The organism is Stenotrophomonas sp. AR029 (assembly GCF_047520695.2).
GTDB classification, from domain to species: Bacteria; Pseudomonadota; Gammaproteobacteria; order Xanthomonadales; family Xanthomonadaceae; genus Stenotrophomonas; species Stenotrophomonas sepilia.
This window is the reverse complement of sequence record NZ_JAXBQQ020000001.1, coordinates 1279086-1292848: the sequence shown is the minus strand read 5'-3', so window position 1 is coordinate 1292848 and position 13763 is coordinate 1279086. Positions and strand designations below refer to the sequence as shown.

At 67.6% G+C, this 13763-nt stretch carries 10 protein-coding genes; 5 read left to right on the top strand and 5 right to left on the bottom strand.

The features are described from left to right. Positions 1-118 precede the first annotated feature (118 nt). Positions 119-1462, bottom strand: a complete 1344-nt coding sequence (locus tag ACM0PB_RS06045; protein ID WP_005419151.1) for a dicarboxylate/amino acid:cation symporter — start codon at positions 1460-1462, stop codon at positions 119-121. A gap of 332 nt (positions 1463-1794) precedes the next feature. Between ACM0PB_RS06045 and ACM0PB_RS06040 the strand changes: the two genes are divergently transcribed. Together ACM0PB_RS06040 and ACM0PB_RS06035 are read left to right on the top strand one after the other, a co-directional pair. Beyond that, a complete protein-coding gene (locus ACM0PB_RS06040) occupies positions 1795-2964 on the top strand; it encodes an OprO/OprP family phosphate-selective porin (protein ID WP_005419152.1) in 1170 nt (389 codons plus the stop codon). 66 nt (positions 2965-3030) lie between these two features. Further along, positions 3031-5673 carry a hybrid sensor histidine kinase/response regulator gene (locus ACM0PB_RS06035; protein ID WP_414604777.1) on the top strand — a complete coding sequence of 881 codons (2643 nt, stop codon included), beginning with the start codon at positions 3031-3033 and terminating at the stop codon, positions 5671-5673. Between the two features lie 558 nt (positions 5674-6231). On the opposite strand, the gene ACM0PB_RS06030 is transcribed toward ACM0PB_RS06035, so the two are convergent. From ACM0PB_RS06030 to ACM0PB_RS06015, 4 genes are read right to left on the bottom strand one after another with little or no spacing between them, the layout of a single operon-like run. Next, positions 6232-6882, bottom strand: coding sequence for a response regulator (locus ACM0PB_RS06030; protein ID WP_065185360.1), 651 nt, complete (start codon positions 6880-6882; stop codon positions 6232-6234). Positions 6883-6910: 28 nt separating this feature from the next. Continuing rightward, positions 6911-7966 carry an ABC transporter substrate-binding protein gene (locus tag ACM0PB_RS06025; protein ID WP_095377943.1) on the bottom strand — a complete coding sequence of 352 codons (1056 nt, stop codon included), beginning with the start codon at positions 7964-7966 and terminating at the stop codon, positions 6911-6913. Beyond that, positions 7963-9354: a sensor histidine kinase N-terminal domain-containing protein gene (locus tag ACM0PB_RS06020; protein ID WP_414604776.1), complete on the bottom strand. Its 1392-nt coding sequence runs from the start codon at positions 9352-9354 to the stop codon at positions 7963-7965. The genes ACM0PB_RS06025 and ACM0PB_RS06020 overlap by 4 nt, the downstream gene beginning before the upstream one ends. Next, positions 9347-10036 (bottom strand): response regulator transcription factor, encoded by a 690-nt coding sequence (locus tag ACM0PB_RS06015; protein ID WP_005419188.1) that lies wholly within the window; start codon positions 10034-10036, stop codon positions 9347-9349. The genes ACM0PB_RS06020 and ACM0PB_RS06015 overlap by 8 nt, the downstream gene beginning before the upstream one ends. Positions 10037-10278: 242 nt before the next feature. On the opposite strand from ACM0PB_RS06015, the gene ACM0PB_RS06010 reads away from it, so the two are divergent. The 3 genes from ACM0PB_RS06010 (at position 10279) to phbB (ending at position 13587) form a co-directional block, all read left to right on the top strand. Next, on the top strand, positions 10279-11418 hold the full coding sequence (locus ACM0PB_RS06010; protein WP_065196452.1) for an OprO/OprP family phosphate-selective porin: 1140 nt from the start codon (positions 10279-10281) through the stop codon (positions 11416-11418). Between the two features lie 75 nt (positions 11419-11493). Further along, positions 11494-12822, top strand: coding sequence for a CitMHS family transporter (locus ACM0PB_RS06005; protein ID WP_235649184.1), 1329 nt, complete (start codon positions 11494-11496; stop codon positions 12820-12822). A 24-nt stretch (positions 12823-12846) separates the two neighbouring features. Then, complete coding sequence (gene phbB / locus ACM0PB_RS06000) at positions 12847-13587, top strand: acetoacetyl-CoA reductase (RefSeq protein ID WP_005419193.1); 741 nt, start codon at positions 12847-12849, stop codon at positions 13585-13587. Positions 13588-13763 lie beyond the last annotated feature (176 nt).

Here is a 13763-nt window from a genome sequence, read left to right as displayed (position 1 = left end):
GTATGCGACGGTACCGCGATACCAGCTTCGGCGCTGCCCATGACAGCCATGGGACGCCCTGAAACGCCGCGGGGCCGTACCACTGACGTGATCGGCCCCGCGGTACCACACACCTGGATCAGCCCTTGGCCGGCAGCGCCTCGGGCAGCGCATCGACCGGCGGCGGCAGTTCGCTCTCGCGGCCATCCAGCGCCAGCTGCAGGCGGTTGCGGTCCAGCGCGCCTTCCCAGCGCGAGACCACCACGGTGGCCACCGCATTGCCGATGAAATTGGTCAGCGAGCGGCATTCGCTCATGAACCGGTCCACGCCCAGGATCAGCGCCATGCCAGCCACCGGCACCTCCGGCACCACGGCCAGGGTAGCGGCCAGGGTGATGAAACCGGCGCCGGTGACACCCGCCGCGCCCTTGGAGCTGAGCATGGCGACCAGCAGCAGGGCGATCTGGTGGCCCAGGGTCAGTTCGGTGTTGGTGGCCTGGGCGATGAACAGTGCCGCCAGGGTCATGTAGATGTTGGTGCCGTCCAGGTTGAACGAGTAGCCGGTCGGGACCACCAGGCCCACCACCGACTTGCTGCAGCCGGCGCGTTCCATCTTCTCCATCAGCGACGGCAGCGCCGACTCCGACGAGGAGGTGCCGAGCACCAGCAGCAGTTCGGCCTTCAGGTAGCGCGCCAGCTTGAACACCGAGAAGCCGCACAGGCGGCAGACCAGGCCCAGGATCACCGCGACGAACAGGAACGCGGTGAGGTAGAACGAGCCCACCAGCCAGGCCAGGTTGATCAGCGAGCCGACGCCGTACTTGCCGATGGTGAAGGCGATCGCACCGAAGGCACCGATCGGGGCGGCCTTCATCAGGATGTGCACCAGCTTGAACACCGGGGCGACCAGCGCCTCCAGGAAGTTCAGCACCGGCTTGCCCTTGTCGCCCACCATCGCCAGCGCGATGCCGAACAGCACGGCCACGAACAGCACCTGCAGGATGTTGCCATCGACAAAAGCGCTGAGCAGCGTCTTCGGGATGATGTCCATCAGGAAGCCGACCAGGGTCAGGTCATGCGACTTCTCGACGTAGCTGTGCACTGCGGTCTGGTCCAGCTCGGCCGGGTTGATGTTCATGCCCGCGCCGGGCTGCACCACGTGCGCCACGATCATGCCGACAATCAGCGCCAGCGTGGAGAAGAACAGGAAGTACGCCATTGCCTTGGCGAACACCCGGCCCACCGTGCGCAGGTGGGTCATGCTGGCGATGCCGGTGACGATGGTGAGGAAGATCACCGGCGCGATGATCATCTTCACCAGGTTGATGAAGGCATCGCCGAGCGGCTTCATCTTCTCGCCGACCAGCGGTTCGTAGTGGCCGAGGATGGCACCCAGGACGATCGCCACGATCACCTGGAAGTACAGCTGGCGATAGATCGGCAACGGCTTTGCAGGCACCGGTGCTGCGGTCGGGATGTGCATGGCGGACTCCGGAAGGGGCGTTTTCAGGCACGTACGGCCCCGGGACTGCACGGGAGCCGTTACCGTGGAAACTGACCGCAGGCCCTGTACTGCACGCACAGGGGGTGCGACCAATGGACGCCTTTGTACGCGCCAGGCACGCCGGCGCAGATAACCTATTGGTACTAGCCCCCCGGTTCAGGTGGCACAGGTGCCTACACTGGCGCCGCACCGCCCAGAAACGGGAAGGCCGGTGGCCCGGGCTGAACGGCTGGGCATGTCCCTGCGAAAGTTTCGGCCCCTGCGGCCGTTGATGTCCTGTCCACACGCAATCTGAGAGAGCCGCACCCAACATGCGCCCGAATCCCACCTTGCTGGCCCTGTCGCTGGCCGCCCTACCCGCCCTCGCTTCGGCTGCGGATTTCGACAACTGGCCGACCAAGTACACCTTCGGCGACGGCACCGAGTTGGCCGCTACCGCCAACATCGCCTACGACTACAACGACTTTTCCTCGGCCAGTGGCCTCGAGGACGACGACGCCGTGCGCCGCAAGGAATTCGGTGCGACGCTGAAGAAGAAGGGCGTGTACGACGCGATGGTCTACTACGACTTCCAGGCCGATACCTGGCTGGACGTGTTCGTGCGCTTCGAGAGCAAGGCCTTCTTCGGCCGTGACGTCGGCCGCTTCCGCTTCGGCTACATGAAGACCCCGGTCGGCCTGGATGCGAACACCTCTTCGCGTGCCGGCAGCTTCCTGGAAACCTCGCTGCCGGTGCAGGCCTTCTACGAAGGCCGCCGTACCGGTGTGGAATGGGTGCTGGAGCGCCCGCAGTACCTGCTGCAGGCAGGCGCCTATGGCGGCAAGGACCTGCAGGGCGACAACCCCGGCACCACCCAGGCGGTGCGTGCGGTGTGGACGCCGGTGAAGGCACCAGGTGACGTTATCCACCTGGGCCTGGCCTACTCGCAGGAGAACCCACGCGGCTACAGCGATGGCCGCGACGTGCACCACGAGGCCAGCGCCCGCCTGCGCGCGCGCCCGGAAGCCGGCCTGACCGACATCCGCTACGTCGATTCCGGCGCGCTGGTCACCGCCGACCAGATCCGCCGCACCGGCCTGGAAGGCATCTGGATCCGCGGCCCGTTCTCGCTGCAGGCCGAAGCGCTGCGCGCCACGGTCACCCGCCATGACGGCAAGCCCGACTTCACCGGCAGCGGCCAGTACGCGATGGCCAGCTGGGTGCTGACCGGCGAATCGCGGCCGTACAACGCCGGCGCGGTGGCCAACATCAAGCCGGCGCACAACTACGGTGCGGTCGAACTGGTGGCGCGTTACAGCCGCCTGGACCTCGACGATGGTGACATCCTGGGTGGCCGCCAGCACGACCTGACGTTGGGTGCGAACTGGTACCTGACCAGCCACTTCAAGTTCCAGGCCAACTACGTGAAGGTCGACGCCAGCCGTCGTGGCGTGCACAGCACGCCGGAGATCTTCGAACTGCGCGCGCAGATGCACTTCTGACCCCTTCCACGTCAGACCCCGGCGGGCGTGCACGCCACGCCCGCCGGCCCTGCGTAGACTGCCGCCATGTACTGGCTCAGCCGCCACCGGATGCTGTTGCTGACGATCCTGGTGATGGTCGGTGGCACCGTGCTGTGCGCGGTCGCCGCTGGCCATTACGCCTGGCGGCGCGCGCTCGGCGACGAAAGCAGCCAGGTGCAACGCCAGCTGCAGCTGTATGGCCAGGGCCTGCAACAGCGCATCGACCGCTTCGGCACCTTGCCGCAGGTCATGGCGCTGGATCCGGATCTGCTGCACGCACTGCGTGTGCCGCCCTCGCCCGGCGAACGGCGGCGACTGAACCTGAAGCTGCAACGTGCCAATGAAGTCACCCGGGCCTCGACCCTGACCCTGGTCGGCCACGATGGTGTGGCGGTGGCGGCCAGCAACTGGGACCAACCGACCAGCAACGTCGGCGAGAACTACAGCTACCGCCCCTACTACCGCCAGGCGCTGGCGCAGGGCCGTGGCCGCTTCTACGGCATCGGCATGACTACCGGCGTGCCCGGCTATTACCTTTCGCAGGCCATCGAGGATGACGGCAAACGGCTCGGCGTGGTGGTGATCAAGGTCGAGCTGTCCGCGCTGGAACAGGAATGGTTGAGCAGCCCGGACGTGGTGCTGGCCAGCGACGACCATGACGTCGTGTTCCTGTCCAACCGGGACAGCTGGCGCTACCGGCTGCTGCGTCCGCTGCGTGCCGGTGAGCGCCGCGAAATGCTCGATGCACGTCAGTACGCCGACCGTGCCCTGCAGCCCTTGCGTGCACGTACCGAAGACGTGCTGTCCGATGGCGGCCGCATGGTGCGGCTGCTGGATCCTGCGCTGCCGCAGCCGATGCTGTGGCAAAGCCTGGCGCTGCCCGCCGAGGGCTGGAACCTGCACCTGCTGCACGACGCCGGCGCCGCTACTGCTGCCGGTCGCGCGGCCGCCCTGACCGGCGGTGCCGCGTGGCTGGCCTTGGGCTTCCTGGTGCTGTTCGTGCAGCAGCGCAGGCGCTTGGCCAAGCATCGCCTGCGCAGCCGCCGCGAACTGGAAACCCTGCTCAAGCAGCACGCACAGGAGCTGCGCACCGCACAGGATGGCCTGCTGCAGGCCGCCACCGACGCCGACAGTGGTCTCAGCCGCAGCCTCGAACACCTGCCGCAGGGTGTGGTGGTGATCGACCGCGACCTGCGCCTGGTCGCGTGGAATTCGCGCTATCTGGAACTGTTCCGGTTCCCGGCAGACCTGGTGCGCGTGGGCCGGCCGATCGAGGAACTGTTCCGTTTCAATGCCCGTCGTGGCCTGCTCGGTCCCGGCCCGGTGGACGAGGCCATCGAGCGCCGCCTGAACCACCTGCGCAGTGGCCGCCCGCACATGCGCGAGAGCGAAAAGGACGACGGCACGGTGCTGGAGATCCGCGGCAATCCCCTGCCTGATGGCGGCTTCGTCACCAGCTACGCCGACATCACCAGCTACAAGAATGCCGCGCGCGAACTGCGCTCGCTGGCCGATGCGCTGGAACACCGCATCGCCGAACGCACCCGTGACCTGGACGAGGCGCGGCGCGAGGCCGAGCAGGCCAACCGCTACAAGACCCGCTTCGTCGCCTCGGCGGTGCACGACCTGCTGCAGCCGCTCAACGCCGCGCGCATGTTCGTCTCGGTGCTGCGCGGCAAGCTGGGCGACCCGGCGCAGCAGCAGACTGCCGATCATATCGATGCCGCGCTGGCGGCGCAGGACGCGATCCTCAACAGCCTGCTGGATATAGCGCGCTTGGAGTCGGGCAGTCTGCCGACCCGTGTGCAGGCGTTCCGGCTCGGACCTTTGCTGCAGACGCTGGCGCGCGAGTTCGGCATCGCCGCACAGTCGCGTGGCCTGGTGGTCGACTGGGTCGATACCGATGCGGTGGTGGTCAGCGATGAAGCCCTGTTGCGCCGCATCCTGCAGAACTTCCTGTCCAACGCGCTGCGCTATAGTGAACGCGGCCGCGTGCTGCTCGGCTGCCGTCGCCGTGAAGGCATGCTGTGGATCGAGGTGCACGACCAGGGCCCCGGCATTCCCGACGCGTTGCAGGGCGAGATCTTCGAGGAGTTCCGCCGCCTGCACGACGGCCAGCAGCGCGGCGCTGGCCTTGGCCTGGCCATCGTCGATCGCATCGGTCGCCTGCTCGGGCATCCGATCCGGCTGCGCTCGCAGCTGGGCCAGGGCAGTGTGTTCGCGGTAGGCGTTCCGTTCGGTGAAGCCAGCGCGATTCCCGCCACGGCACCCGCGCCGGTGCTGGTGCAGGAACCGGCCGCGGACAATCCGCTGCGCGGGCGCCGGGTGTGGGTGATCGACGACGATCCACACGTCTGCGCGGCCAGCCGCGCGCTGCTGGAGCGCTGGGGCTGCGAGGTGGCGCTGGCCGACGGTCCACAGGCGGCGCTGCAGGTGGCAGCAACAGGCGCGGTACCGGAGCTGGTGCTGCTGGATGTGCGCATGGGCGATCACCACGGGCCGGTGCTGTACGAGACGTTGGCCGAGTTGTGGCAGGCCCGCCCGCCGGTGGTGCTGGTCACTGCCGAGCGCGATGCGGGATTGCGTGAGATGGCCGTCGAACGCGGCTGGGGAATGATCGCCAAGCCGGTTAAGCCACCGGCGCTGCGGGCGCTGATGAGTCAGTTGTTGATCCGGCATCGCGGGTAGTTTCCAGCCAACGGCGCAGCCCCTCGTGGGTGGTGTCTGGTTGGTCGTGGAAAGCAAAAGCCGTGGGTGGGCCGGTCGGGCTGGGTGCGCGGGGGACGCCGTGAATCCGTCCCTGGAGGCTTGGCAGCCGCATCCATGCGGCTGACACCCCCGCGCACCCAACCCGACCGGCCTCCGACAGATTTCGGTGGCCTGCACCCACGAAGAAGAAAATAAGATCAAAAGCGGGTCGCGCGCTGCGCTTGCTCGTGTAGAGCCGAGCCCATGCTCGGCTTCACGGACCGTCCAGAAAGCAGCCGAGCGTGGGCTCGGCTCTACAAAAAGCAGCCTGTCAGGCTGTCTTTGCTTTTGATCTTCTTTTCTCTTCCGCGGGTGGACGCGCACGGAACCTGTCCGTGGCCGGGCAGGTGGGCTGCGCAGGGGCGTGAGCCGCATGGATGCGGCGACCGAGCTTACATGGACGTACTTGCAGCGGCCCCTGCGCAGTCCACCTGCCCGGCCTCACCCATGAACTGCTCTACGTGTCCACCCACGAGAGGCTGCGCCGTTGGCTGGAAACTACAACCCGATGCCGGCGTCGCCCTCGGGCTCCAGCGCCTTCACCAGCACCGCTGCCTGCGTTCGGCTATGGCACTCGAGTTTTTTCAGGATGGCGGTGACATGCACTTTCACCGTGTTCTCGGCCAACCCCAGCGTATAGGCGATCTGCTTGTTGAGCAGGCCATCGGCCAGGCACAGCAGCACGCGGAACTGCTGCGGGGTCAGCTGGGCCAGACGGCTGGCCAGCAGCGCATCGGCCTCCGAGCGCTCGGCGGCCATTGCCGGGAACCACAGGCCGCCGTCGAGCACCGCCTGCACGGCCTCGCCGATGGTCTCGGCCGGGGCCGACTTCGGGATGAAACCGGCCGCGCCGAACTGCTGGGCACGGCGGATCACCCGCGGATGGTCGTTGGAGGAGAGGATCACCACCGGAATGTCGGGATGCGAGCCACGCACGTGCAGCAGCGCGGAGAAGCCGTGCGCGCCAGGCATGGTCAGGTCGAGCAGCACCAGGTCCACGTCCGGCTGCGCGTCGAGCGTCTCGGCCAATGCCTCGGCGCTCGCAACCTCGCGCACCTGTGCCAACGGCAGGCTCTGCCGCAAGGACTGCACCACCGCCGAACGCAGCAGCGGGTGGTCATCGGCGATCAGGATGGTGTATTCGCTCATACCGCCATTGTACGGGCAGGTCGCCGCCTCAGCGCCCGGCCGGCTCGACGCTGCTGCGCCAGGCATCGAGAAACTGGCGACGCTTGAGCGCGTCCAGATACACCAGCAGGCCCGGACCCAGCTGGATCGGGCGGCGGCTGCGGCCCGGCGCATCATCGCCGCGCGCGTTGCCGGTCACGATCGGCATCAGCCGTGCCTCGCGCGACAGCACCTGTTGGCCGCGTGGCGACAGCAGGTAGTCGAGGAAGCGCCGGGCTTCTTCCGGGTGTGGGCCGGTACGCGGGATCACTGCGGTACGCAGCACCACCAGCGTGTAGTCCTCGGGCTCCACAATGCCCAGCGGCGCGCCGGCATCAACGCGCGCCTGCGCGTAGGAGCCAAGCACGTTGTAGACCAGCGACAGCTGGCCACTGGCCACCTGGTCCAGCAGCACGCCGGTGCGCTCCTCGCGCACCACGTCGTTGTCGCCGAGCGCGCCCAGCAGCGCGCCGGCAATGCTGCCGCGCTGCGCGTCCTGGGTCGCCAACAGGTAGCCGACGCTGCTGCGCTCGATGTCATAGGTGCCGACCCTGCCGCGCAGGGGTGCACCTTCAGCACGCAGCCGGTCCAGCAGCTGGCGGCGCGTGTGCGGCACCTTGGCCGAAGGAATCGCGCGGGTGTTGTAGACCATCACCACCGGCTCGTAGCTGATGCCGAACGCCTCGTTGCGCCACTGTGCCCAGGCCGGCAGCGCGGCGGTCTGCGCCGAACGGTGTGGCAGCGCGTGACCGTCATTGACCAGTTTGGTCTGCAGGTCCATGCCGCTGGAGATCAGCAGGTCTGGTGATGCCGGGCCGCCGCGGTCGTGCAGGTAACGTGCGTACAGGTCCTGGGTGATGATGTCCTCGTACACCACCTCGGTGCCGGGGTGCAGGCGCTGGTAGTCGGCGATGACCACCGCGAACACTTCGATATCGGTGGTGCCGTGGATGCGCAGCTGAGCGGTGGCCGCTCCCTGTGCGGGAAAACGGCGCACATCGCCGGGCGCGGCCAACACCGGCAGGGCCAGCAGCAGCGCAACAGTCGTGGCGAACAAGCGGATCATGGACTGCTCCGGGGCAGGCGGATGGTGGCGACCAGCCCGCCCTGCGGGCGGTTGCTCAGGTCAATGCGGCCGCCATGGCTGTCGACCACGCGCTTGACGATGGCCAGGCCCAGCCCGGCACCACCTGAGGGCGCGCCTTCGCCACGGGCGAAACGCTCGAATACGCGCTCGGCATCGGCCGGGGCGATGCCCGCGCCGTGGTCGGCGATGGTCAGCACGGCCTGCTCGCCTTCCACGGTAAGGGCAATCAGCAAGTCGCCGTCACCGCCGTACTTCAGTGCGTTGTCGACCAGGTTCTTGATCGCCTCGCGCAGCAGCAGCGCATCGCCGTGCACCAATGCCGGTTCGGCGGTCATCGCCAACTGCACGCGCGGCGCCGGACCGGCCTGCGGCAGCGCTTCATGCAGGGCCTGGTGCACGGTCTCGGCCAGGTCCACCGCTGCAAAGCGCTGCAGATGCGAACGATGGATCACGCTGGCATCGCTGAGCAGCTGGTTCAGCAGCCGGCTCATATGGGTGGCGTTGCGCTCGATCGCCTGCAGGCTGCGCCGCATGTCCTCCGGATCGTCATCATCCAGCGCCAGCTGCGCCTGTGCGCGCAATGCCGCCAGCGGCGTGCGCATCTGGTGCGCAGCCTCGGCCATGAACGCGCGCAGTGTCTCGTTGCTGCTGGACAGGCGTTCCATGAAGCGGTTCAGCGCCGCCACCATCTGGTCCATCTCGCGCGGAACGCGGGCATCCAGCGGCTTCAGGTCGGACGGCTCCCGTCGCGACAGCTCGCGCTCCACCCGCACCAGCGGCCGGAATGCGCGATGCACGCCGAACGCCACCAGTGCCAGCAGCAGCCCGGACAGCACGCCGATCGCCAGCAACGCGCGATTGACCATGTCCTGCGCGACCGCTTCACGCGCACGCCGGGTCTGGCCGACCTGGACCTGCACCTCGCCCTGCGCCGAGGCAGCGGCGAAGCTGCGGCCGACCACCACGAAGCGCACGGTCTCGCCGCTGTAGGTGGCATCGAACAGCTGCGGCTGGGTACCGGGCCGGCGCGGCGCTGCCGGCAGGTCATCGTAGCCGGTGATCAGCGTGCCGCGGCTGTCGGCCACGCGATAGAACACGCGGTCCTCCGGCGCCATCGCCAGCAGGTCCAGCGCCGCATACGGCAGATCGACCTGCCACTGCCCATCGACCAGCGCCACCGAATCGGCGATGGACAGCGCCGAGGACACCAGCAGGTGATCGTAGGAACGGTTGGCGGCACGCTGGCCGTAATCGCGTGCGGCGAACAGCAGGGCCACCGCGAACACCGCCAGCAGCACGCCGAGATAGAGCAGCAGCGTGCGCCGCAGCGAACCCGGCGCCGCAGTCGCAGCGCGCGCGTCAGCCATCGGCGTCGGCATGGGTATCGCTGGCCTCCAGCAGATAGCCGACACCGCGCACCGTGGTGATGCGCAGCGGTGCGCCCGCCAGCTTCTTTCTCAGGCGGCCAACATACAACTCGATGGCATTCGGGCCCGCTTCGTCATCGAAACCGAACAGGCCGTTGCCGATCTCATCCTTGCCGACCACTTGGCCGAGGCGCCCGACCAGGATCTCCAGCAGGCGGTACTCGCGGTTGGGCAGTTCGATCGGTTCGCCGTCGAGGCTGACCCGGTGCGCAGCGTTGTCGAACTGGAAGCCGCCGATCTGCACCACTTCGCTGGCCTGGCCACGCGCACGCCGCAGCAGCACGCGGCAGCGCGCTTCGAACTCGCGGAAATCGAATGGCTTGCCCAGGTAATCGTCGGCACCGACATCCAGCGCCTGCACGCGATCCTCGATGCCATCGCGCGCGGTCAGCATCAGCACCGGCGTGCTGTCACCGCGCTCGCGCATGCCGGCCAGCACGCGCAGGCCATCGAGCTTGGGCAGGCCGATGTCCAGCACCACCAGGTCGAAGCTCTGGTAACGCAGCACGCTGGCGGCGGCCAGGCCATCGGCCTGCCAGTCCACGGCGTGCCCGCTGCGGCGCATCCGGCGGATGATCGCATCGGCCAGATCCGGGTTGTCTTCGACCAGCAGCAGGCGCATGGGCACACGGGTGGGAGGGGAACCGAATGCTACCGCATGCCGCCGCCGCGCTCGCCGGGTGTGGCCCAGTGAGCGCAGCGGCCGGATTTACGCTGCACCGCACAAACTGCTGACAGGACGATGACAGCTTGCCCGACCCAGACTGCGGCCGCGCACCGTCCGGTGCCCACGATTGCCGCGCGCCTGGCGCGCACCTGGGAGGGTTTGTGGAATTCACGTTTGCCTGGCGGCGTCCTGCCGCCATGATGGCGCTGGCTGCCCTGTCGGCGCCGGCCTTCGCTGCCGAAGACAACCGCCCGGTCACCGCCACCCTCGGTGGCCGCCTGCACCTGGACTTCGCCACCTTCGACAACGACAACCGCGGCACCCCGAACAAGGACGACACCGAGATCCGTCGCGCCTGGCTGGACGTGTCCGGCAAATTCTTCGTGGTCGACTACAAGCTGGAAGCCGACTTCTCCGGCGACCGCGTCGAGGCCAAGGATGTCTACCTGGCACGCAGCTTCGGCGAGGCCGGCAAGCTGACCGTCGGCCAGTTCAAGCAGTACTTCTCGCTGGATGACCGTACCAGCTCCAACTACGGCAGCTTCCTGGAGCGCGGCAACGCCGGCACCACGCTGGCGCCGCTGTACCGCCTGGGTGCGTCCTGGCAGGCCAATCCGGGGGATTTCACCTGGGCGGCCAGCCTCTACAGCCTGGAGAGCATCGACGCCTGGCAGGTGAAGGGCCGCGCGGCGGGTGGTCGCGTCACCTGGGCGCCCACGCCCAGCGACGGTGACGTGCTGCACCTGGGCCTCTCGCTGGCCCGCGAGGCCTACGACAACCCGGGGGCCAACGGCGTGCCCGGCCTGCGTATCCGCCCGCGCCCGGCCGGCCACCTGTCCGACAACAGCCGCCTGACCCTGGTCGACTTCTCCGCCGGCCGCGATACCGACGTCAACAAGTGGTCGCTGGAATACGCGCAGGTGCGCGGCCCGTTGTCGTGGCAGGGCGAGTTCAGTGGCGCCACCTTCGATGATGGCGCCCAGCGCGGCGACGTGATGGCGGCCTACGGCATGCTCAGCTGGTTCGTCACCGGCGAAAGCCGTGCCTACGACCGCAGGACCGGCCGCTTCGCACGGGTCAAGGACATCCGCCACAAGGCTGGGGCCTTCGAAGTGGCGCTGCGTTACGACCAGATGTGGGGCGCGCAGCACCTCGATGGCGCGCCGGACCTGCGCCGTGGCAGCACCGAAGCCTGGACGCTGGGTGGCAACTGGTACCTGCGCGACAACCTGCGCTTCATGCTCAACGTGATCGAAAGCCGCAACCGCGACCGCCTGGCCGGGGTCACGGTGGACCGCACGCGCGCGGTCACCGGCCGCCTGCAGTACGACTTCTAAGCCAGCTGTGCCGGGCAAACCACCCGGCCCCCTTCCACTCCCCCACATCCTGTTTTCGCAAGGAGTCCGCAGATGATGCTGAGCATCCTCGGCTTTGGCATGGTCATTACATTCATGTACTTGATCATGAGCAAGCGGTTGTCGCCGCTGGTGGCCCTGATCACCATTCCCATCCTGTTCGCGCTGATCGGCGGCTTCGGTGCCGGCATCGACGAGATGATGCTGGAGGGCATCAAGAAGATCGCGCCGACCGGCGTGATGCTGATGTTCGCCATCCTCTACTTCGGGGTGATGATCGACGCCGGCCTGTTCGATCCGCTGGTAAGGGTGATCCTGCGCTTCGTCAAGGGCGACCCGATGAAGATCGTGCTGGGCACTGCGGTGCTGGCGATGCTGATCTCGCTCGATGGCGACGGTTCGACCACCTACATGATCACCGTCTCGGCGATGCTGCCGCTGTACCAGCGCCTCGGCATGAACGCGCTGAACATGACCTGCGTGACCATCCTGGCCGGCGGCGTGATGAACCTGACTCCGTGGGGCGGCCCGACCGCACGCGCGGCCACCGCGCTGCACGTGGACCCGGCCGATGTGTTCGTGCCGCTGATCCCGTCGATGGTAATCGCCTGTGCCGGCGTGCTGCTGCTGGCCTGGTACCTGGGGCTGAAGGAACGCCGTCGCCTTGGCGTGGTGACCCTGCCCAAGGGCGGCAGCTGGATGGACAACAGCGTGTCCGATGACAGCAATCCGCTGCCGACCGTGGAAGACGCCGAGGACATCAAACGTCCGAAGCTGCTGTGGGTCAACCTGGCCCTGACCGTGGCGCTGATGGCCGCGCTGATCATCGGCGTGCTGCCGATGCCGGTGCTGTTCATGGTCGGCTTCGCCATCGCCCTGGTGATCAACTACCCGAACCTGGCCGAACAGCGCCGCCGCGTGGTCAACCATGCCGGCAACGTGCTGTCGGTGGTGTCGCTGATCTTCGCCGCGGGCATCTTCACCGGCATCCTCAACAACACCGGCATGGTCGAGGCGATGTCACACAGCTTCCTGGCGGTGATTCCGGAGTCGTGGGGCCCGTACCTGGCGGTGATCACCGCCGTGGCGTCGATGCCGTTCACCTTCTTCATGTCCAACGACGCGTTCTACTTCGGCGTGCTGCCGATCCTGTCCGAAGCCGCCGGCAACTACGGCATCACCCCGGTGGAAATGGCGCGCGCCTCGCTGGCCGGCCAGCCGGTGCACCTGCTCAGCCCGCTGGTGCCCTCCACCTACCTGCTGGTGGGCCTGGCCAAGGTCGAATTCGCCGACCACCAGAAGTTCACCCTGAAGTGGGCCATCGCCATCTCGATGCTGCTGATGATCGGCAGCCTGCTGTTCGGCCTTTACCCCCTCGCCGCCTGACCCTTTGCCAAGGAGCCTTCTGCAATGACGCTTCGAATCGCTTACGTCACCAGTGGAATGGGCAGTGTCGGCACTGCCATCTGCCAGAGCCTGGCCCGCAGCGGCCACACCGTGGTTGCCGGCTGCGCGCCGAACTCGCCGCGCAAGGCCAACTGGCTGCGCGAGCAGCGCGAACAGGGCTTCGACTTCATCGCCTCCGAAGGCAACGCCACCGACTGGGCCTCGACCAGCGCCGCGTTCGCCAAGGTCCGCGCAGAAGTCGGTGAAGTGGACGTGCTGGTCAACAACTCCGGCGGCAGCCGCGACCTTCTTTTCCGGCAGATGACGGTGGAAGACTGGAACGCGGTGATCGCCTCCAACCTCAATGCGCTGTTCAACCTGACCAAGCAGGTGGTCGATGGCATGGCCACGCGCGGCTGGGGCCGCATCATCAACATCGGTTCGGTCAGCGCCCACAAGGGCCAGATCGGCCAGGTGAACTACGCCACCGCCAAGGCCGCGATGCACGGTTTCAGCCGTGCACTGGCCGCCGAAGTGGCCTCGCGCGGGGTCACCGTCAACACGCTGTCGCCGGGTTACATCGCCAGCCAGGCGATCAGCAGCTTCCCGCCGGATGTACTGGATCGGCTGGCCGCCTCGGTGCCGGTGCGCCGGCTGGGTCGGCCCGAGGAAGTGGCCGGCCTGTGCGCGTGGCTGGCCTCGGATGAAGCCTCGTACGTGACCGGTGCCGACTATCCGGTCAACGGTGGCCTGTACATGGGTTGAGCCCTCCCCCACGGAGTACGCGGGGCCGGTGAATCTTCGTTCGCGAGGGGGATCCGGCCCCTTTTTCTATCGGGTTGCAGGACACGCACGGGGGCCTGCGTCGTTCGTTGGTTTCTCGTAAAGAAGGTTTCATGTTCCGTTCGCATAGTGGCCATGCACCGCGCACGTGTGCCGGT